This window comes from Dokdonella sp., from assembly GCF_019634775.1.
Classification (GTDB): Bacteria; Pseudomonadota; Gammaproteobacteria; order Xanthomonadales; family Rhodanobacteraceae; genus Dokdonella.
The window spans coordinates 2,323,849-2,343,557 of the sequence record NZ_JAHCAS010000001.1 but is presented as its reverse complement, the minus strand read 5'-3'; the positions used below and the strand labels follow the sequence as shown (position 1 = coordinate 2,343,557).

Genomic DNA, 19,709 nt, shown 5'->3' with positions numbered 1-19,709 from the left:
CACCGCAGCCTCCATATGCAGGGCCAAATCCATCGCGCAGCGCCAGATCGGCAGATGTTCACAGCGGGCCATGCGGCATCGCCTCGTCAATAAAGGGTCAATTCACTGTCCGCCTCGCACCAACCGGACTTGACGGCCGTTGTCCTTGCCGTTGGCGCCGAGGCCGCCGCCGTAGAAGTCGACGACCCAAGCGTAGGGCGCACCGGGCACATAATTTTCCCCACTCCAGTAGAGGGCCGCCGGGGTGTTGGGAAACCAGGTGGTGTCGATGGCCGGGTTCTGCGCCTGGTAGTCCACCAGCGATTGCAGCTCGTTGGCGGTGGGCAGGCGCCAGTCGGTGGCACCGCACAGGCGGTTGGCACCGGTGAGCGCGTTGACCGCATTGCGGAAATTGCTGGTGTTGCAGGGCTGGCCGCCCAGCGTGTTTGCGCAAGTGCTGGTGTTGCCCACGGTACCGGCATTGCCGCCGTTGATGACGCCATTGGTGTCGTACCAGGTGTAGCGGTGCCCGGAATGGCGCAGGTGGGTGGCGTTGTTGACCTTCACTTCCCAGATGAGGCCGGTGACGTTGTCGCGGGTGCAGGCCCAATCGCCCGGGTTCGGCCCGAGCGTGGCGCTGGCGGGCAGCACGCTGCCGTCATTGGCGATCTTGGTGTAGTCGCGGCCCTTGGTGCTGGAGGCGCCCACCTTGACCAGAGTACCCAGTGCATCCGCCGCGGCGCGCCCTTGGGTGCAGTCCTGCCCCTTGAAACCCGTGGCTTCAGGCGCGGGCGTGCCCGGGCTGACCGTGCCGGTGGCCGCGCTGGCGTTGTAGCAGGTGACCTGGCCGGTGTCGTTGAGCGGGTGCGTGGGCGTTTGCGCCGTGGCGGTGGCGGCGGTCAGTGCCAGCGCGAGCAGGCCCGCCGGGACGACGCGACCATGGCGCGGGGCGGATGCGAGAAACGGGTTCCGGACAACAGGCATGGCAAGCTCCCTGGTGATGGACGAGAACGGCGCGGGCAGGCGATGGCCCGGCCCGATGGAAAGGCACTGACGAGGCTTGGATGAGCGCGGGCATGGGCCCCGGCCGGCGTCCGCTGCGAGGCCGGCGCGCGCCGCGCGCCGAGGCAACGGCGACACGATCGTTCCGGACCGGAGATCGGCGCGGAGATCCCGCACGGCGCGCGCGTGGCGGTCTGCCGTGTCGCAACCGACGATGGTCCTGGCGATGCTTCGCATTCCATGGGTCCCCTTCCTGCCCTATGCGGCTGCCGCAGTGCCGACGGCACGCCCCCCTTGCGCCCGCTCCCCGGCAGGCACACGGACGACGTCAGCAAGATCGGGGCCAAATGCCGCGCAAGCGCATGGCCGGGTGACGGCTGCTGGAAAACAGCCCCAGCGAGCACCGCCATCGCCACGCCGCCAATGTGAACTGCGTCACATGCTGACAGGCAGGGTAAAAATCAGCCGGGCCGCGCGCTTCGCCCCGCCGCCGAAGCGGACTGCCGCGCATCGGGGCGCCAGCCGCCCCGGCCGAGGCGGGGGTTCGGTGGCTGAATCAGCCGTGATGAAGCACCCGGAACCGGCCCAGCAGGCGGGCCGTCTCATACAGCGGCAGGCCCATCACGCCGGAGTAGCTACCCGACAGGTGCTCGATGAAGGCCGCGGCGCGGCCCTGGATGGCGTAGGCACCGGCGCGGCCGAAGGGTTCGCCAGTGGCGACATAGGCGGCCAGCGTGGGCTCGTCGAGCGCGGCGAAGCGCACTTCGGAAATCGACACCTCGCTGGCTTCGGCGCCTTCGCGCACGCACCACACCACCGACACCACGCGATGCGTGCGACCCGACAGCGCCGCCAGCATCGCGCGCGCATCGTCGGCATCGGCGGGCTTGCCGAACACGCGATCGTCCAGCACCACCTCGGTATCGGCACCGAGCACGACCGCACCTGCCCGGTCGCCGACCAGCGCCAGCCCGGCCCGCGCCTTGTCGCGCGCAACACGGCTGACGTAGTGCTCGGGCGATTCGCCAGCACCACGCCGCTCGGGCACATCGACATCAAGCACGGTGAACGCAACACCGATCTGTTCGAGCAACTGGCGACGGCGCGGCGATTGCGAAGCGAGGTAGAGCATGGCAGATCCCGAAATGAAAGCAGCAAACGCCCGCAGGCAGCGCCCGTAGGAACCGGCCGTAGGAAGCGCCTGTTGGAAGCGGCTGTAGGAAGCGGCTTCAGCCGCGATGCCCCTGCCGTACAACCCCCAACGAAGAAGAAGCATCACGCCTAAAGGCGTTTCCTACAACGTTGATGCCTACAACAAGGCATCACGCCTAAAGGCGTTTCCTACAGCCACCAAACCCACCCCACCCCGCAGGAACCGCCCGCAGGAACCGCCTGTAGGAAGCGCCCGTAGGAACCACCCGCAGGAAGCGGCCGTAGGAAGCGGCTGTAGGAAGCGGCTGTAGGAAGCGGCTGTAGGAAGCGGCTGTAGGAAGCGGCTGTAGGAAGCGGCTTCAGCCGCGATGCCCCTGCCGTACAACCCCCAACGAAGAAGAAGCATCACGCCTAAAGGCGTTTCCTACAACGTTGATGCCTACAACAAGGCATCACGCCTAAAGGCGTTTCCTACAACGTTGATGCCTACAACAAGGCATCACGCCTAAAGGCGTTTCCTACAACGCATCGATGTCCGGAAAAGCATCACGCCTAAAGGCGTTTCCTACAGACACCAAACCCACCCCACCCCGCAGGAACCGCCCGCAGGAACCGGCCGTAGGAAGCGCCTGCAGGAAGCGGCTGTAGGAAGCGGCTTCAGCCGCGATGCCCCTGCCGTACAACCCCCAACGAAGAAGCATCACGCCTAAAGGCGTTTCCTACAACGTTGATGCCTACAACAAGGCATCACGCCTGAAGGCGTTTCCTACAATGTTGATGCCTACAACAAGGCATCACGCCTAAAGGCGTTTCCTACAATGTTGATGCCTACAACATGGCATCACGCCCGAAGGCGTTTCCTGCCGGGGATTGCGGGCTTCGCACACGCACCTCACGCGCGATGGTAGGGGTGCCCTGCGACGATCGTCGCGGCGCGATAGAGCTGTTCGACCACGATCAGGCGCACCAGCATGTGCGGCAGGGTGGCCGGGCCGAGTGACCAGCGCTGGTTGGCGCGGGCGAGCACGTCGGGGGCGTGGCCATCGGGGCCGCCGATAAGGAGGGCGAGGTCCCTGCCCTGCATGCGCCAGTCGGCAAGCTGTGCGGCGAGCTGTTCGCTGCTCCAGGGTTTGCCGCCGCCGTCGAGGGCGACGACATGGGCGTCCTTCGGAATGGCCGCGAGCACGGCTGCGCCTTCGACCGCCATCGCACGCGCTGGCTCACGCTGCGTGCCGCGGTTGCCGAGGGGAATCTCGACGAGATCGAGTGGAAGGTCACGCGACAGGCGCTTGCGGTATTCGGCGAAGCCTTCGGCGACCCAGCCCGGCATGCGCTCGCCGACGGCGATCAGGCGCGTGCGCATGCCCGCGCCGGGTTCACACCGCGAGCGGTGCTTCGGCGTCCGCGCCGACCGTCCACAGGCGTTCGAGTCCGTAGAACTCGCGCGTACGCGGCAACATGACATGGACGATGATGTCGCCGAGGTCGACCAGCACCCATTCGGCTTCGCGCTGGCCTTCGACGCCGAGCGGCGGCAGGCCGGCCTGCTTGGCCGCCTTGACCACTTCGTCGGCGATCGACTTGACGTGGCGCGTCGAGGTGCCGCTGGCGATGAAGATGATGTCGGCGACCGAAGTCTTGCCGCGCACGTCGATCTCGCTGATGTCCCTGGCCTTGAGGTCGTCGAGGGCCTTGGCAACGACGCGCTGCAGACGCTCAACGACGTCGGCTTCGACGCTGGGCTTGGCGCGCTTGCGCGGAACCTTGGGCAGGGCCAGTTCGACGGCGGGTTTCGTGCGGCGCGGCGCGGGCTTGGCGGCGACCTTCTTCGCCGCTGCCTTGCGCGTGGCGCCGGCCTTCTTCGCGGCTTTGGCGGCCGGCTTGCTGGCGGCCTTCTTCACCGCCTTGCCGGCGGCGGATGTGCGGGTGGTACGGACGGGCTTCTTCGTCGTGGTCAAGGGAAAACCGGCCTCGGCAGGCGTGCGCGCACGCATCGGCGCGGCGGGAGTATAGAACGTGGCGGCCTGTCGTGTGGCAACCCTGTGCGAGCCGCTTCAGCCGCACGCAACCGGCCGCGCCGGATCGCCGATCCAGCCGCTCCAGGACGGCGCGAACAGGCGCGAGCCGGCAAGGCCGGCATGTTCCATCGCCAGCAGGTTGTGGCAGGCGGTCACGCCGGAGCCGCACATGTGCACGACGCTGCGCGGATCACGCCCGCCGATCAGCGCTGCGAATTCCGCGCGCAGTGCGTCGGCGTGCTTGAAGCGGCCCGCACCATCGAGATTGAGCGTGAATGGCCGGTTGAGCGCGCCCGGCACGTGGCCGGCCACGCGGTCGATCGGCTCGACCTCGCCGCGATAGCGTGCTTCGGCACGCGCATCGACGAGCAACAGCGAACCCGCGGCGAGCCCTGCTTCCAGCCCGGCGTAGTCGACCAGGGCGCTGCCATCATAGTCGACCGCGACTTTGCTCCCTGCCCTTTCGACGACACCGGCTTCGAGCGCGTGGCCGGCCGCACGCCAAGCGGCAAGGCCACCATCGAGCACGGCGACATCGCTCGCGCCGACCAGACGCAGCATCCACCACAAACGCGCCGCGGCGAGCGCGCCCTGCGCATCGTCATACGCAACCACGTTCATGCCGGGCCGCCAACCCCAGCGTGACAGCGTCGCCGCGAAAGCCGCTGCATCGGGCATGGGATGACGGCCGAGGCCCGGCCTGGAAAGGTCGGCGAGGTCGCGTTCGAGGTCGGCATGCACGGCACCCGGCACGTGCGCCTCGGCATGCAGGGCGCGTGCGCGCGCCGGATCGGCGAGGTCGGCGCGACAGTCGATGATGAGCAGGTCAGGATCACCGATCCGTGCGGCCAGCGTGTCCGCAGACACCAGCGTGGAGTGGCTCATTCGGGAATCTCCAGACGGCGCAGCAGGTTCTTGAGGATGCCCGCGGTCGCGCCCCAGATGCGCCGGCCGTCGTAGTCGAACTCGAAGATCTCGCGCGGGCGGCCGTGCCAGAGCACTTCCTGCCGCTGCAGGCGCTGCGGGGCGAGGATGTAGTCGAGCGGTACCTCGAACACTTCGGCGACTTCATCGGGATTCGGCACCAGCGTATAGCCGGCACGCACGATGCCGATCACCGGCGACACGCTGAAGCCGGAAATCGTGTCGAAACAATCGAGATAGCCGAGCGGCTGCACGAATTCACCGGCGATGCCGGTTTCCTCGTGGGTCTCGCGCAGGGCGGCAGCGACCGCATCGACATCGCCGGCCTCGATCGCGCCGCCGGGAAAACTGACCTGGCCGGCGTGGTGACGCATGCGCTCGTTGCGGCGCGTGAACAGCATGCCAAAACCATCGACGCGCTCGACGATCGGCACCAGCACGGCGGCACGGCGCAGGGGCACGTCGTCACCCCACAGTTCGGGGAATTCACTCGCGTTCCAGCCCGGCGGTTGCGGTGGATCGTCGATCGCGCGCAGCGCGCGGCGCAGGTGTCCGAGATCGATCGAGCGCGTCATTGCGCGCGCTCCGTTTCGCGTCGCGGCAGTTCCACATCCATCAGGTACAGGCGTTCGGCCGGCGACATCGCCAGCCAGCGCGCGATCTCGTCGCCGCTGCGCAGGCAACCTTCGCAGAGTCCATCGTCACCGAGGTGGCAGATGCCGATGCAAGGGCTCAACACGGGCGCGGGAAACTCGATCTGCATCGCATTACCTCGATGTGCCGACTTGGCAGCGCGGCTGCTGCTGCTACATTAGCGCCGAATCCTCGAACGGGAGCAGGCATGCTCGGCATGGCGACGCGCGTGGTCAGCGATTACGGCAAGGTGCTCGCGCGCGTCGAGCCGGGCGTCTACGGACTGCCGGAGAGCCTGCTGCCACATCCGCGCGCGACGATCCGCTACGCCATCGTCACCCTGCTCAGGAACCTTGGGCACGGCCACCCGGAAGTCAAGGAAGGCCTGCGCCAGGGCTATGTCTACCTGGCCCAGTTCGTCGCCGACGACGAAGCCGATCTCGTCGCCCGCGGCCAGGCCAGCGCAACCGGCGGCAACGCCGACGATGCCAGCGCCGAACCGGCCATGCGCATCATCAACCGCATCAAACTCGACATGGAACGCGCCCTCGAAGAACTCGCCGCGCTGCCTTGAAACGCGAACGCCGCGGCAAGCCGCGGCGTTCGGTGTGCCTGGCGAGGCAGGCTTACTTGGAATCGATGACCTTGATGTCGAACACCAGCGCCTGGTTCGGGCCGATGCGCGGCGCCTGGCCACGCTCGCCGTAGGCAAGGTCGGCCGGCACGAAGATCTGCCAATGGTCGCCCACCTTCATGCGCGGCAGCACTTCCTGCCAACCCTTGATGACTTCATTGACCTTGAACTTGACCGGCTCGCCGCGTGCGAACGAGCTGTCGAACTCGAGGCCGTCGTGAAGCGAGCCGCGGTAGTGCACGGTCACTTCGCTGGTCGGCGTCACCTGGCGGCCGGTGCCGTCCTCGATGACGCGGTACTGCACACCGGACGGCAGCGCGATGATGCCCTTCTTGGCCTTGTTCTGCGCCATGAAGGCATCGCTCTTGGTCTTGTTGGCGCCAGCGACCTTGTCGAACTCGGCCTTGGCTTCGGTCATCATCTTCTGCTGGAACTTGCCCAGCGTGTCGCGCATCTGCTCCTCGGACAGGGCCGGGTTGCGCTTGGCGTAGGCGTCCTGCAGTGCGCGGATGACCGTGTTGATATCCACATCCATCTTGCGCTCGGTGAAATCCTTGCCGATCTGGTAGCCGATCGAGTACGACAGCTTGCCCTTCTCGGACGTCGTGTCCTGCGCCAGGACGGGTGCCGTCACGAGCAACGCCGCCAGGGCGATAGACGCACGCAAATTCATGTTGCCTCCAGAAAACGATGGAACGAACGGAACTGCGGCAACGGCCGAAGCACGTGCGCAGGCATGAAAAAAGGCCGGCAAGTGTAACCGAGCGGGCCCGTGTCACCAATCCACCATTGCGGCCAGCGGATTCTGAACCCTGGCAGCGCGGAAAGTTCGCTCCGGTGGCCCGGTCGGGCATTGCTATCATCCGCGCCCTTGCTGAACCGGCGTTCATCGCCCAAGGAGCCCTCCGATGACCTTCGAGAACCTGCTCATCGCCGACCGCGCCGGCGTACGTACCGTCACCGTCAACCGCCCGGACAAGCTGAACGCGCTCAACGCCAGGACCCTCGACGAACTGCGGCTCGCCTTCGAGGCCGTCCGCGACGACGAGGCGGTGCGCGTGGTCGTGCTGGCCGGAGCGGGCGAGAAGGCGTTTGTCGCCGGTGCCGATATCGGTGAGCTGGCGACACTGACGCCGGTGCAGGCACAGGTCTTCTCGCGCGCCGGCCAGCGCTTGATGCGCGCGATCGAGACGCTCGGCAAACCGGTGATTGCGCGCGTGCAGGGCTTCGCCCTCGGCGGTGGCCTCGAACTGGCCATGTGCTGCCACCTGCGCATCGCCTCGGAGAAGGCGCGCCTCGGCCTGCCCGAAATCACCCTGGGCCTGCTGCCGGGCTTCGGCGGCACCCAGCGCATGTTGCGCCTTGCCGGCCGGGCGGCGACGCTGGAACTGTGCCTGACCGGTCAGCCGGTCGATGCGGCACGCGCGCTCGCGCTTGGCCTGGTCAACCGCGTGGTCGCCGCCGAAGCGCTCGATACCGAAGTCGAAGCCCTGGCCAGCCAACTCGCAGGCTCGGCCCCGCATGCGCTGGCCGGCATCCTCGATGCCGTGGTGCGCGGTGGCGAATGTCCGCTCGATGAAGGGCTGGACTACGAAACCAAGGCCTTCGCCCTGTGCTGCTCGACCGCCGACATGCGCGAAGGCACCAGCGCCTTCCTCGAACGCCGCAAGCCGGCCTTTACCGGCACGTAGGCACTCACAAACGCCCGCAAAGCAGCACCTGCAGGAAGCGGCCGTAGGAAGCGGCTGTAGGAAGCGGCCGTAGGAAGCGGCCGCAGGAACCGGCCGTAGGAAGCGCCTGCAGGAAGCGGCTGTAGGAAGCGGCTTCAGCCGCGATGCCCCTGCCGTACAACCCCCAACGAAGAAGCATCACGCCTAAAGGCGTTTCCTACAACGTTGATGTCTACAACAAGGCATCACGCCTGAAGGCGTTTCCTACAGCCACCAAACCCACCCCACCCCGCAGGAAGCGCCTGTAGGAAGCGGCTTCAGCCGCGATGCCCCTGCCGTACAACCCCCAACGAAGAAGCATCACGCCTAAAGGCGTTTCCTACAACGCATCGATATCCGAAAAAGCATCACGCCTAAAGGCGTTTCCTACAACGCATCGATGTCCGGAAAGGCATCACGCCTGAAGGCGTTTCCTACAACGTTGATGCCTACAACAAGGCATCACGCCTGAAGGCGTTTCCTACAGCGTTGATGTCTACAACAAGGCATCACGCCTAAAGGCGTTTCCTACAACGCACCGGTGTCTAGTGACCCCCACCGCGATAGCGCTTCTCGCCGGCGGTGACCGCGATCGGCAGGCGGTTCTCCGGCGGCGCGAGCGGGCATGTGGCAAAGGGCGTGAACGCGCACGGCGGGTTGTAGGCGCGGTTGAAATCGAGCACGACCTTGCCATCCTGCGCCGGCTTGGCGTAAAGGAAACGACCGGCACCATAGGTCTGCTTGCCGCTGGTGCGGTCGACGAAGATGAAGAACAACTCGGTCGCATCCGGCGTTTCGAGCACGGGCAGCAATTCGTGGCGCTTGCCGTCACGCTCGAACACGGCCTTGCCGGGCACCGGCATCGCGTCGATCGTTCCGAGCACGTTCGGTATCTCCAGCGACTGCGGCGGATCGAAGGCGACCCAGTCCGCCTCGATGCGCCATGAATCGTCGAACGGATAGTTGTCGAGCCCGCTGAAGCCCGTGCGTGTCGGCGCTTCACTGTCCTTGATGCGCAGACCCTTGCGGCCACCGCGATCGACCAGATAGAAACTGACCGTGCCGAACGCGACGATGGTCGGCTTCTCGTGCGAATCATCGAGCAGGGTTGCGCGTGCGCTGTTGCCGCCGTCTATCGTCGCCACGGCGTCGGCTTCGAGTTCGATCGTCACCACATCGCCGTCGAGCAGCACGGTGCCGAGCTTCATGGGCGCCTTGGCGATGACGATGTCATTGTCCTTCGCACTGCCGATCGTGTTGCGCCCCGGCTTGAGCCAGTCCAGACCAACCAGCGACAGCCAGCCGGTCGGCGCCGTCAGGCGTGAGAGACGTTGCGCGCGCCAGGCCTCGACGTCCTGCGCATGTTCAGCCGGCGTCGGTGCAGCAGCGGTGGCGACATTCGCCGCGATCAGTGCGGCCAGCCACAGGCTCGTCTTCGACATGACAGGCACTCCGTATCGGTGCACGGTCAGCGACCGCGCAGGAACAAGCGATCCAGTTCGGCCATGCCGAGCTGGACCCAGGTCGGCCGGCCGTGATTGCATTGGCCGGAGCGTTCGGTGGCTTCCATCTCACGCAGCAAGGCATCCATCTCGGGCAGGCTCAAGCGCCGGTTCGCACGCACCGAACCGTGGCAGGCCATGGTCGACAGCAGTTCGTTGCCGGCTTCCTCGACGCGGCGCGAGCTGCCGTGCGCGACGAGGTCGGCAATGACGTCGCGCACCAGTCCGGCGACGTCGCCGTCGGCGAGCAGGGTCGGCACGCGACGCACGGTCACCGCCTGCGGCCCGCTGCGCACGACATCGAAGCCGAGCTCGGCAAAGCGTTCGCCGTGCTCCTCGACGACTGCGGCCTCGCGCTCGCTGAGTGCAACGCCAACCGGCACCAGCAGCAGTTGCGAGCGGATGCCCTCGCCTTCACGGGCCTGCTTCAGGCGTTCGTAGGTGATGCGCTCGTGCGCGGCATGCATGTCGACGATGACGAGGCCGTGCGCGTTCTGCGCGAGCACGTAGACACCGTGCAACTGCGCGAGGGCGAAACCGAGCGGCGGAATCTCGCTGCCTTCCGCCGTGCGCGGCGAAGGCGCAGCGCTTGCGTCGGCAGACATGGAAGGCATGACCGCCGCTGCGCCGCCACCGATCAGCGCCGCATAGTCGGCCAGTGGTTCGCGTACGCCGAGACCAAGCCCGCCCTGCCCGCGCCAGGCCGGCATCGGCATGGCCGGCGACGACGCTGCGGTTGCTGCCAGCGGCGCGCTGCCGGCGCGCGTGGCCGCCAACGCCTCGTTGAGCGTGCGATAGAGGAAATCGTGGACCAGGCGCGCCTCGCGAAATCGCACTTCGCTCTTGGCTGGATGCACGTTGACGTCGACCAGGGCAGGATCGAGTTCAAGGAACAGCACGAAGGCCGGATGACGGCCATGGAACAACACATCGGCATACGCCTGGCGTACCGCGTGGGCAACGACGCGATCACGCACGAGGCGACCGTTGACGTGGAAATATTGCTGGTCGGCCTGTGCGCGTGAGGCGGTCGGCAGGCCGACCCAACCGCTGAGCCTCAAGCCCGCGCCGGCATGGTCGATGCGCAGGCTATCGGCAACAAAGGCCTCGCCAAGGACGTCGCCGACGCGGCGTTCGGCATCGGCGGCATCGCGCACCGGCTTGTACAGGCGCACCGGCTTGCCGTCGCTGGACAGGCGGAACTCGACCTCGCCGCGTGCCAGCGCGATCGACTTGACCAGATCGTCGATGTGGTTGAACTCGGTCCGCTCGGCACGCAGGAACTTGCGCCGCGCCGGCACGTTGTAGAACAGGTCGCGCACTTCGATGGTGGTGCCCGGTGCGTGCTGGGCCGGACGCGGCGGCTGCGGTTTGCCACCGTCCACCTCGATGCGCCAGGCATGTTCGGCTGCGACCGGACGCGAGGTCAGTGCGAAACGCGCCACCGAGGCGATCGACGGCAGGGCCTCGCCGCGAAAGCCGAGCGTGCCGACGCGCTCGAGATCCTCGAAACTCGCGATCTTGCTCGTTGCATGCGCCGACAGCGCCAGCGGCAGATCTTCGGCCTCGATGCCGCCGCCGTCGTCACGCACGCGGATCAGGCGCGCACCGCCCTGCTCGATGTCGATCTCGATGCGCCGTGCGCCAGCGTCAAGGCTGTTCTCGACGAGTTCCTTGACGACCGAAGCCGGCCGCTCGATGACCTCGCCGGCTGCGATCTGGTTGACGAGTTCGGACGGAAGCGGGCGGATGCGCGGCATCGGAAGCATGGCCGGGAAAGCACCGCATCATAGCGGATCGCCCGATCGCAGCCGTGCGGATCAGCCCTGGGGAATCTCGAGCACGTCGCCGACGCGCACATTGTCGCTGGCGAGCTTGTTGGCATTGCGCAAGGCGCCGACCGAAAGGCCATGACGGGCGGCGATCACGCCCAGCGTCTCGCCCCTGGACACCACATGCCGACTCGCGCGGTCACGACGGGCGTTTGCGGCAAACAGCGTACCGGGCGGCGGAGCCATGCGGAAATGGTTGCGGACACCCTCGACGATCGCCTCGGCGAGCTTGGTGCGCTCGTTCGGGTCGTTGAGGCGCTTCTCCTCCGCCGGATTGGAGATGAACGCCGTTTCGACCAGGATCGACGGCACATCGGGCGAACGCAGCACGACGAAGTTGGCGCGCTCGACGTGGGGCTTGTGGGTCGGCCCGACACGGCGCATCGCTGCGTGCACTTGGCCGGCCACGGCGTTGCTCGCCTCCATCGTCGCCCCCTGCGAGAGGTCGAGCAGGACCGCCGCGAGCGTGTCGTCACGCGTGTCGAGCGAAACACCACCGACGAGGTCGGCACGATTCTCGCGATCAGCCAGCCAGCGCGCGGCTTCGCTGGTCGCACCGCGTGGCGACAAAACCCATACCGAACTGCCGCGCGCCGAACTGTTGGTGAACGAGTCGGCATGCACCGACACGAACAGGTCGGCCTTGGCATCGCGCGCCTTCTGGTAGCGCTGCTTGTGCGGAATGAAGTAATCGGCATCGCGTGTCAGCATCGCCGCCATGCCAGGTTCCTTGTCGATCACGCGCTTAAGTTCGCGCGCAACCGCCAGGGTGATGTTCTTCTCGTAGGTGCCGGCGGCTCCGATCGAGCCGGGATCGTCACCTCCGTGGCCGGCGTCGATCATGATCAGCACGTCGCGCTGCGCACCGGCCGGCAACGCCGCCTGCACGGTCTTGATCGGGGCCGGCTTGGTCTGCGGATAGAGATCGAGCACGAGGCGGTAGCCGAACTTCTCGGCTGGCGGCAGCAGGAAGCTCTTCGCACGCACGCCTTCGGTGAGGTCGAAGACCACGCGCACGTCCTTGCCGCCATTGCGGCCGCTGCGGACTGCCTTGAGCAGGCCCTTGGCCTCGGGCGCGCCGAACCCGTTGGCGAACGAACTGGCACGCAGGTCGAGGACCAGGCGCGCGGGATCGGCAAGGTCGAACAGCTTGTAGTCGAGCGGGCCGGAGACATCGAACACGGCGCGCGTGTATTCCGGCCCCGCCCAGACCCGCAAGGCCTTCACTTCGGCGGCCTGGACGGGCATCAGGCAGGCGAGCAAGCCCGCCAGCAGGACCGTCCCTACACCCGTTTTTGCCCACCGTGTGTGCATGGGCGCACATTCAAACGCAGATCGTCAGGGAATTTCAAGTGTTTTCCCTTTTGAATCCGTGGCCTGCGAGATGTTCTTCAGGTGTCGATTCAGGAAGGGGCGACAGGAATGGATTGCTGGAAACGGTTTGGGCCGTGATGCCGCGCCTGTGCAACCCGCATGGAAAGAGCATCACGGCCCAGGCCGCTTCCTGCAGTTGTTTCCGCTGGGGAATGGGATCAGGGCAGGTTTGCGGCTTCCACCCAGGTCGCCCCTGCGGCCGATGCCGGCACGATGCGCAGGTCGCGTGCTTCGCCGGCATGATCCAGGCAAACGTGCAGGTCGGCTGGCGGCACGGCATCGCCGCCCCGCTCCGGCCATTCGACGAGCATGAAACTGCGACCATCGACCAGATCGGCAAGGCCAAGCCACTCGAGTTCGCCGGGATCGGCAAGACGGTAGAGGTCGAGATGGTGTGCCGCGGTCGTGCCGAGTGGATACGACTCGATCAGGCTGTAGGTTGGGCTCTTGATGCGGCCATCGACACCTGCGGCACCGAGCCAGGCCCGCGCGAAGGTCGTCTTGCCGGCGCCAAGTTCGCCATGCAGGTACACGACCATGCCCGGTGGCGCCGTCTGCGCCAGTGCTCGCGCGATAGCGACGAGGCCGGCTTCGTCGATCGCCTTGCGTGCGAAGACCTGGCTCACGCGGTCGACCCGTTGACCAGCGCGCGCAACGGCGTGAACAGGTCGCCGGCGACCAGCCCGCGCGGGCTCGATCCGGCCGCGGCATCACCGGCCAGCGCGTGCGCGACGACGCCGGCGCAGGCGGCCTCCCAGGCATCGAGGCCCTGCGCAAGCAGAGCGGCAATCACGCCACTCAGCACATCACCCATGCCGGCGGTGGCCATGCCCGGATTGCCAAATGGACACACCGCGATGCGCCCCTCCGGCGCGGCGACGAGGCTGCCGGCGCCTTTCAGCACGACCACACGGGCGCAACGGCGCGCGAGTTCGCGCGCGGCGGCAAAACGGTCGCGCTGCACGCTCGCCGCATCGCTGCCGAGCAGGCGCCCGGCCTCGCCGGGATGCGGTGTCAGCACTGTGCTCGCCGGCAGGTCGATCGGCGTGCGCGCGAGCAGGTTGAGCGCATCGGCATCGATCACCGCTGCACGCGCACTGCGCAGGGTCGTGTCCCACAGCGCATGGCTCCACGCGCCCTGACCAAGGCCCGGACCGAGCGCAACGACGCTGGCGCGTTCGAGCATCGGCGCGAGCGCCTGCGGGCATTCGACACCGCGCGCCATCAGTTCCGGACGCGCCGCGTTCAACGCGCCGACGTGCTGCGCGCGCGTGGCCACGCTGACCAGACCGGCACCCGTGCGCAACGCGGCTTCCGCGGCAAGACGCACCGCGCCGCCCATGCCATCGTCGCCGCCGACGACCAGCACGTGGCCAAAATTCCCCTTGTTCACATTGCCTGAACGAGGCGAAAGCACGTCGAGCGCGGCGCGCGTCAACAACTCCGCGTCGCGACCAATGGCGATGCGCGAAGCTGCCGGCACGTCCAGCGTCGCCAGCTCGCGCCGGCCGCAGCAGTCGGCGCCGTCGGCGCTGAACAGGCCGCGCTTCCATGCAATGAAACTGACCGTCACCTCGGCACGCACGGCGGCATCGGCAGCGACACCGGTATCGGCATCAAGCCCCGACGGCACATCGAGCGCCAATACCGGAAGCCCGCGCGCGGCAATGCGAGCGACGAGTTCGCGCGCAACCCCATCGAGGGCGCGGCCACCGCCGGTACCGAACAGGCCGTCGACGACGACATCGACTCCAGCCAGTTCATCGGTCGCGTCGCCATGCGCGAACGCACCGCCCGCCGCGACCCAGGCCGCACGCGCACGTTGCGCATCCGCACCCTGCGCTGCGCCGAACGGTGACCACACCATGACCTCCAGCCCATCGGACTTCGCCAGTGCGGCCAGCAGGAAGGCATCGCCACCGTTGTTGCCCGGCCCGGCCAGCACCAGCACGTGCTGCGCCGCCGGCCAGTGCCTGCGCAATGCCACGTAACCGGCCCGCGCCGCACGACTCATCAGCTCGAACCCCGGGATACCCGCGGCGATGACCGCGCAATCGAGGGCACGCACCTGAGCCACGGTCAACAGGTCGGTCGCGGAGGTGTCGGCTGGCATGGGCGGGATTATAGGGATGCCGTGACTCGCGATTCCTGCAGGAGCGCCTTCGGGCGCGATTCCTCCAACCGGCGCCGCTATCCTCCCATTCCCATGTCAGCACCGATGCCTCAGCCCCCGACCGACTACACCGATCTCGCCAAGCGCATCCGCGGCTGGGCGCGCGAACTGGGTTTCCAGCAGGTCGGCATCGCCGGCGTCGAACTCGATGCCGACGAAGTCCACCTGCTCGACTGGCTGGCCGCCGGTCGCCACGGCGAAATGGCCTACATGGAAAAGCACGGCACGCGTCGCAGCCGCCCGGCCGAGCTGCAACCCGGTACGCTGCGCGTGATCTCGGTGCGCATGGACTATCTCGCCGCGGATGCTCGCGAGGGCTGGGAGGTGCTCGGCGATGCAAGTCGTGCCTATGTCGCGCGCTACGCACTCGGCCGCGACTACCACAAGCTGATGCGCAACCGCCTGCAGAAACTCGCCGAGCGCATCGCCGAAGCGATCGGCCCGTTCGGTTATCGCGCCTTCGTCGATTCCGCGCCGGTGCTTGAACGCGCACTGGCGCGTGACAGCGGACTCGGCTGGATCGGCAAGCACACCTGCCTGATCAGCCGCGAAGCCGGTTCGTGGTTCTTCCTCGGCGAGCTCTACACCGACCTGCCCCTGCCGGTCGACGCGCCGGTCGGCGCGCACTGTGGCACCTGCACGCGCTGTATCGACATCTGCCCGACCCAGGCCATCGTCGCGCCGTACCAGGTCGATGCGCGGCGCTGCATTTCCTATCTGACGATCGAACTATCCGGACCGATCCCACCCGAACTGCGCCGCCCGATCGGCAACCGCATCTTCGGCTGCGACGATTGCCAGCTCGTTTGCCCGTGGAACAAGTACGCGCGGCCAACCGGCGAGTCGGGCTTCGCCGTGCGCCACGGCCTCGATGACAGCGCGCTCGTCGACCTGTTCGCCTGGAGCGAGGCCGAGTTCGGCCAGCGCACCGAAGGCTCGGCGATCCGCCGCACCGGCTACACGGGCTGGCTGCGCAATATCGCCGTCGCGCTCGGCAATGCGCCGCATTCGCCGGCAATCGTTGCTGCACTCGAAGCGCGCCGCTCGCATCCCTCGGAACTGGTGCGCGAGCACGTCGCCTGGGCCCTCGCCGAACAGGCGGCGAAGGCTGCTGCCACAACCACCTGAAACGCGTTCAGGCCGCCTGCTGCGGAATCGAATCGCTGGTGTGGGTCAGGCGATTGTGGCGGTCGACATAGACCAGGCTTGGCTTGAAAGCCGCCGCTTCCGCCTCGGCGATGACGCCATAGGCGCAGATGATGATGATGTCTCCCGGACCGGCACGATGCGCAGCGGCGCCGTTGATCGAGATCGTGCCCGAACCTTCCTCGGCGCGGATGGCATAGGTACTGAACCGCTCGCCGTTGTTGACGTTGTAGATGTGGATTTGTTCGTACTCGCGGATGCCCGAGATATCGAGCAGACGGCCGTCGATCGCGCAGGAACCCTCGTAATGGAGTTCGGCCTGAGTGACCGTGGCACGATGGATCTTGGCCTTGAGCATGTTGAGCTGCATGGGGCACCGACTCATGTTGCAGAAAAACAACGGGCAGCGATTTTATCAGATCGCAGTGCAGCAAGAATCGACGACGCCGCCGTTCCCGTGCGCCGATACCGCCACGTGTCGTGGCAGCGGCACGCATCCAAGTTGTTGAAATAAAACACGAACGCTCTCGGCGGATGGAAACGCATGGACAAAAAAAACCCTCGCTGCGAAACCGCGCGAGGGTCCAGATTGGAGTGACGACTACCTGCAATGCGCCCTGGTGTGCCTGGGTGAACAACGCCCCGCGTTGCATAAACCCCGAGCACGGTTGCGACCATACCACAGCTTGTTGCGAAGTGCCACAGGTTTCACACACCCACCTGTGATCCAGTTCTGGTTCCTTGGGCATGCCCCGGATCGATTTCTGAAGAAACGCCTGTCTGCTCGCCGCACGAAACGGCGTATCCCCTCAGGTCCCGGCCTTCCGTCGGACTCGCCAAGGGGATCATTCATGTCCATCCGTCATTGCCGCTTCCACCCGCTGGTCGCCGCCTTGGCGCTGGCTTTCGCCGTGCCCGGCGTCCATGCCAAGCCCTTCACCTACCAGGGTGAACTCACCGTCAGCACCAACCCCGCCGCGAGCTACGACTTCGAGGTGCGCCTGTTCGATGCCGCCGACAATGGCACCCTGCTGGCCGGGCCGTTTACGTTCAACGACGTCGTTCTCGATGAAGGCCGTTTCCTGCTGGATATCGATGCACCGGACACGGTCTTCATCGGTCCCGACCGCTGGCTCGAACTGCGTGTGCGGCGTGGCCCGGAAAGCGGCGACTTCACCACGCTCGAGCCGCGTCAGAAACTGCACCCCACGCCCTATGCCCAACACGCCGACGACGCCGACTTCGCCGCCCAGGTCGCGCCCAACAGCATCGGCACGGTCGAACTGATCGATGGCGCGGTCACCGCGGCGAAACTGGCCGACGGCGCCGTGCTGAGCGTCAAGCTCGCGAGCAACGCCGTCACCAGCGCGAAGATTGCCGATGCAGCGGTGACAGCCGCGAAGCTCGACGATGGCGCGGTCGGTTCGGCCAAGCTCGCCGATGGCGCCGTGACCACGGCCAAACTCGCCAACGGCGCGGTCACAGCCGCCAAGACCGATCCGGCTTCGGTGCAGAGCCGCGTCAGCGGAACCTGCCCCGCTGGCGAGGCCATCCGTGGCGTCGATCAGTCGGGTGCCGTCACCTGCGAAGCGATCCCCACCGCATCACCCGGCTGGGGCCTGAGCGGCAATTCCGGCACCAGCCCGCCGACGAACTTCATCGGCACGCTGGACGACCAGCCGTTCGACATGTTTGCGCGCAACAGTCGTACCCTGCGACTCGCTCCGGGCACCGACCCAAGCTATTTCGGCGCCAACAACATCATCGGCGGGCACCTCGACAACACGGCAGCGGCCGGCGTGTCGGGCGCAACCATCGGCGGCGGCGGATTCGTATCCAGTTCCGCAAACAGGGTGTCCGCCAATTTCGGCACGATCGGCGGTGGCCTTGGCAACACGGCGTCCGGGGCCAATGCGAGCATCGGGGGTGGCACGAGCAACCAGGCCACCCAGGAAAGCGCAACCGTGGGCGGCGGGTCGAACAACCGGGCACAAGGCCTGCGATCGACGGTGGCCGGCGGCGCCAACAACAACGTGCTGGGCGACTACGCGAGTGTCGGCGGCGGCCAGGGCCATCTCGCACCGGGCCTGCATGCCACCGTGTCAGGCGGCTACAACAACAGGGCGGGTGGCCCGCGCACGACGATAGGCGGCGGCTCCGGCAATTTCGCCACCGGCGACCACGCAACCATCGGTGGCGGCGGTGGAGAGTCCGTGGCCACCGGCGGACACAGTGCCGACGGCAACTGGAGCACGATCGGTGGCGGCTACAACAATCAGACCACAGGTGCCCATACGACGATCGGCGGCGGCTCCGGCAACCGTGCTACCGGCGACCGCGCGACGATCGGCGGCGGTGGTGCGGATGATGCCGGTTCGGGCGGAAACGTAGCCGGCGGGCACTGGAGCACTATCGGCGGTGGTATATCCAACTCCGCGCCAGGCCTTGCGGCAACCGTCGCGGGTGGGCTCGCCAATACCGCCTATGACTTCAGCACGATAGGTGGCGGCTACTACAACGTGGCCGACCGCAGAGGCACGGTGGCTGGTGGCACCTACAATCGCGCCAATGGCAGCGTCAGCACGGTGGGTGGCGGCAGCGACAACCATGCGGCTGGCACTGCCTCGTTCGTAGCCGGTGGTGCCCAAAACTGTGCCGGCGCCAACTACAGCTTCGCTGGCGGGAACAACGCCAAGGTGCGTCCGGGAAGCAATCCGGGGGGAAGCGGACCGTGCTCCAGCCTGTCCTATCCGGGAGGACAAGGGGATCACAAAACATTCATCTGGAATGGCCACGAGTCCGAAAACGTGGTCAGCGACTACAGTCATCGCTTCATCGTCAAAGCACAATTCGGCTTCTGGTTCGGCAAATCGGGGCAACCCACCTTCGACCCTGGTCACCTTATTACGACCTCGACCGGCGCATCACTTACCGGCGGCGGCACCTGGGCCAACGCTTCCTCGGTCGATCTCAAGACCGATTTCGTTCCGGTCGATGTGGAAGGCACCCTCGCTCGCGTGCTGCGCCTGCCGCTGACCACTTGGGTCTATCGCGATTCAGCGGAAGAAGGCCGGCATCTGGGGCCGATGGCCGAGGATTTTGCCGCCGCGTTCGGACTGGGTGCGGAAGCTGCGTCAATCAGCACCGTCGATGCCGACGGCGTGGCGCTGGCCGCGATCCAGGGCTTGAACGCGCGACTGCAAGCCGAGACCGCGGCCTTGCGCGAAGAGTTGGCCGCGCAGAAGGACGTGTTCAGCGCTGAACTGACCGCTTTGGCCGAACGCCTGCGCGCGCTGGAAGCGACGAGGACACCGCGATGAAACGCGCGGCGCGATGGCTCATGCCGGTGCTGATCGTACTGGCCGCAGGCGCGGCTCTGGCGCAATCCAGCGGCGGCGATTTCGCGGTGCGGAAATCCGTCATCGCCGCCGGCAGCGCGGAAGCGCAGGGCAGCGACTTTCGCGTCGCAGCCACCGTCGGCCAGCACGATACCGGCGCGATGAGCGGCGGCGACTTCACCGCCAAGGCCGGCTACTGGCCCGTCGGCGGCCTGCCCGACGACCGCATCTTCCGCAATGGCTTCGATCCGCCGCCGTAGGAACACACCTCCGGTCTTTCTCCCGATGGGAGA

Annotated in this window: 17 protein-coding genes and 1 pseudogene; 5 read left to right on the top strand and 13 right to left on the bottom strand. The window is 66.9% G+C overall.

From position 1 onward, the window contains the following. Positions 1-102 precede the first annotated feature (102 nt). The 6 genes and pseudogenes from KF907_RS10125 to KF907_RS10100 all read right to left on the bottom strand — a co-directional run bounded on the left by KF907_RS10125 (position 103) and on the right by KF907_RS10100 (position 5,838). Positions 103-963 (bottom strand): Lcl C-terminal domain-containing protein, encoded by an 861-nt coding sequence (locus tag KF907_RS10125; protein ID WP_291220015.1) that lies wholly within the window; start codon positions 961-963, stop codon positions 103-105. 574 nt (positions 964-1,537) lie between these two features. Next, complete coding sequence (locus KF907_RS10120; RefSeq protein WP_291220014.1) at positions 1,538-2,113, bottom strand: Maf family protein; 576 nt, start codon at positions 2,111-2,113, stop codon at positions 1,538-1,540. Positions 2,114-3,025: 912 nt separating this feature from the next. Beyond that, on the bottom strand, positions 3,026-3,496 hold the full coding sequence (rlmH, locus tag KF907_RS10115; protein WP_291220013.1) for a 23S rRNA (pseudouridine(1915)-N(3))-methyltransferase RlmH: 471 nt from the start codon (positions 3,494-3,496) through the stop codon (positions 3,026-3,028). A 13-nt stretch (positions 3,497-3,509) separates the two neighbouring features. Beyond that, the gene (gene rsfS, locus KF907_RS10110) at positions 3,510-3,911 is read right to left on the bottom strand and encodes a ribosome silencing factor (RefSeq protein WP_472843863.1); all 402 of its coding nucleotides are present in this window, start codon (positions 3,909-3,911) and stop codon (positions 3,510-3,512) included. A 276-nt stretch (positions 3,912-4,187) separates the two neighbouring features. After that, the gene (locus KF907_RS10105; protein WP_291220012.1) at positions 4,188-5,036 is read right to left on the bottom strand and encodes a sulfurtransferase; all 849 of its coding nucleotides are present in this window, start codon (positions 5,034-5,036) and stop codon (positions 4,188-4,190) included. Next, positions 5,033-5,838: pseudogene (locus KF907_RS10100) on the bottom strand (CoA pyrophosphatase). Before KF907_RS10100 ends, KF907_RS10105 begins: the two are co-directional and overlap by 4 nt. 78 nt (positions 5,839-5,916) lie before the next feature. Between KF907_RS10100 and KF907_RS10090 the strand changes: the two are divergent. Next, positions 5,917-6,282 carry a hypothetical protein gene (locus KF907_RS10090; protein WP_291220009.1) on the top strand — a complete coding sequence of 122 codons (366 nt, stop codon included), beginning with the start codon at positions 5,917-5,919 and terminating at the stop codon, positions 6,280-6,282. A gap of 52 nt (positions 6,283-6,334) precedes the next feature. Here KF907_RS10090 and KF907_RS10085 read toward each other — a convergent pair whose 3' ends face one another. After that, the gene (locus KF907_RS10085; RefSeq protein WP_291220008.1) at positions 6,335-7,015 is read right to left on the bottom strand and encodes an FKBP-type peptidyl-prolyl cis-trans isomerase; all 681 of its coding nucleotides are present in this window, start codon (positions 7,013-7,015) and stop codon (positions 6,335-6,337) included. A 235-nt stretch (positions 7,016-7,250) separates the two neighbouring features. Here KF907_RS10085 and KF907_RS10080 point away from each other — a divergent pair, with 235 nt between their 5' ends. Beyond that, complete coding sequence (locus KF907_RS10080; protein ID WP_291220007.1) at positions 7,251-8,033, top strand: enoyl-CoA hydratase/isomerase family protein; 783 nt, start codon at positions 7,251-7,253, stop codon at positions 8,031-8,033. 563 nt (positions 8,034-8,596) lie between these two features. Here the strand turns inward: KF907_RS10080 and KF907_RS10075 are convergent. The 5 genes from KF907_RS10075 to KF907_RS10055 all read right to left on the bottom strand — a co-directional run bounded on the left by KF907_RS10075 (position 8,597) and on the right by KF907_RS10055 (position 14,872). Further along, the gene (locus KF907_RS10075; protein ID WP_291220006.1) at positions 8,597-9,493 is read right to left on the bottom strand and encodes a DUF1684 domain-containing protein; all 897 of its coding nucleotides are present in this window, start codon (positions 9,491-9,493) and stop codon (positions 8,597-8,599) included. 26 nt (positions 9,494-9,519) lie between these two features. Then, on the bottom strand, positions 9,520-11,313 hold the full coding sequence (gene mutL / locus KF907_RS10070; RefSeq protein WP_291220309.1) for a DNA mismatch repair endonuclease MutL: 1,794 nt from the start codon (positions 11,311-11,313) through the stop codon (positions 9,520-9,522). 60 nt (positions 11,314-11,373) lie between these two features. Beyond that, positions 11,374-12,699: an N-acetylmuramoyl-L-alanine amidase gene (locus KF907_RS10065; protein WP_291220005.1), complete on the bottom strand. Its 1,326-nt coding sequence runs from the start codon at positions 12,697-12,699 to the stop codon at positions 11,374-11,376. 218 nt (positions 12,700-12,917) lie between these two features. Further along, complete coding sequence (gene tsaE / locus KF907_RS10060; RefSeq protein ID WP_472843839.1) at positions 12,918-13,385, bottom strand: tRNA (adenosine(37)-N6)-threonylcarbamoyltransferase complex ATPase subunit type 1 TsaE; 468 nt, start codon at positions 13,383-13,385, stop codon at positions 12,918-12,920. Next, on the bottom strand, positions 13,382-14,872 hold the full coding sequence (locus tag KF907_RS10055; RefSeq protein WP_291220004.1) for an NAD(P)H-hydrate dehydratase: 1,491 nt from the start codon (positions 14,870-14,872) through the stop codon (positions 13,382-13,384). Before KF907_RS10055 ends, tsaE begins: the two co-directional genes overlap by 4 nt. Before the next feature lie 105 nt (positions 14,873-14,977). Between KF907_RS10055 and queG the strand changes: the two genes are divergently transcribed. Then, positions 14,978-16,060: a tRNA epoxyqueuosine(34) reductase QueG gene (gene queG, locus KF907_RS10050; RefSeq protein ID WP_291220003.1), complete on the top strand. Its 1,083-nt coding sequence runs from the start codon at positions 14,978-14,980 to the stop codon at positions 16,058-16,060. A gap of 7 nt (positions 16,061-16,067) precedes the next feature. Here the strand turns inward: queG and panD are convergent, their stop codons facing one another. Then, positions 16,068-16,448, bottom strand: coding sequence for an aspartate 1-decarboxylase (panD, locus tag KF907_RS10045; protein ID WP_291220002.1), 381 nt, complete (start codon positions 16,446-16,448; stop codon positions 16,068-16,070). A gap of 481 nt (positions 16,449-16,929) precedes the next feature. Between panD and KF907_RS10040 the strand changes: the two genes are divergently transcribed. After that, positions 16,930-19,398, top strand: a complete 2,469-nt coding sequence (locus KF907_RS10040) for a tail fiber domain-containing protein (RefSeq protein WP_291220001.1) — start codon at positions 16,930-16,932, stop codon at positions 19,396-19,398. Next, positions 19,395-19,676 carry a hypothetical protein gene (locus KF907_RS10035; RefSeq protein WP_291220000.1) on the top strand — a complete coding sequence of 94 codons (282 nt, stop codon included), beginning with the start codon at positions 19,395-19,397 and terminating at the stop codon, positions 19,674-19,676. Before KF907_RS10040 ends, KF907_RS10035 begins: the two co-directional genes overlap by 4 nt. Positions 19,677-19,709 lie beyond the last annotated feature (33 nt).

Coding starts and splice junctions, on each gene's coding strand:
- panD (WP_291220002.1), bottom strand. CDS start 16,448: ATGCAGCTCAACATGCTCAAGGCCAAGATCCATCGTGCCACGGTCACT.
- KF907_RS10040 (WP_291220001.1), top strand. CDS start 16,930: ATGTCCATCCGTCATTGCCGCTTCCACCCGCTGGTCGCCGCCTTGGCG.
- KF907_RS10055 (WP_291220004.1), bottom strand. CDS start 14,872: ATGCCAGCCGACACCTCCGCGACCGACCTGTTGACCGTGGCTCAGGTG.
- KF907_RS10120 (WP_291220014.1), bottom strand. CDS start 2,113: ATGCTCTACCTCGCTTCGCAATCGCCGCGCCGTCGCCAGTTGCTCGAA.
- rlmH (WP_291220013.1), bottom strand. CDS start 3,496: ATGCGCACGCGCCTGATCGCCGTCGGCGAGCGCATGCCGGGCTGGGTC.
- KF907_RS10125 (WP_291220015.1), bottom strand. CDS start 963: ATGCCTGTTGTCCGGAACCCGTTTCTCGCATCCGCCCCGCGCCATGGT.
- KF907_RS10105 (WP_291220012.1), bottom strand. CDS start 5,036: ATGAGCCACTCCACGCTGGTGTCTGCGGACACGCTGGCCGCACGGATC.
- KF907_RS10080 (WP_291220007.1), top strand. CDS start 7,251: ATGACCTTCGAGAACCTGCTCATCGCCGACCGCGCCGGCGTACGTACC.
- KF907_RS10085 (WP_291220008.1), bottom strand. CDS start 7,015: ATGAATTTGCGTGCGTCTATCGCCCTGGCGGCGTTGCTCGTGACGGCA.
- KF907_RS10090 (WP_291220009.1), top strand. CDS start 5,917: ATGCTCGGCATGGCGACGCGCGTGGTCAGCGATTACGGCAAGGTGCTC.
- queG (WP_291220003.1), top strand. CDS start 14,978: ATGCCTCAGCCCCCGACCGACTACACCGATCTCGCCAAGCGCATCCGC.
- KF907_RS10035 (WP_291220000.1), top strand. CDS start 19,395: ATGAAACGCGCGGCGCGATGGCTCATGCCGGTGCTGATCGTACTGGCC.
- KF907_RS10065 (WP_291220005.1), bottom strand. CDS start 12,699: ATGCACACACGGTGGGCAAAAACGGGTGTAGGGACGGTCCTGCTGGCG.
- KF907_RS10075 (WP_291220006.1), bottom strand. CDS start 9,493: ATGTCGAAGACGAGCCTGTGGCTGGCCGCACTGATCGCGGCGAATGTC.
- mutL (WP_291220309.1), bottom strand. CDS start 11,313: ATGCCGCGCATCCGCCCGCTTCCGTCCGAACTCGTCAACCAGATCGCA.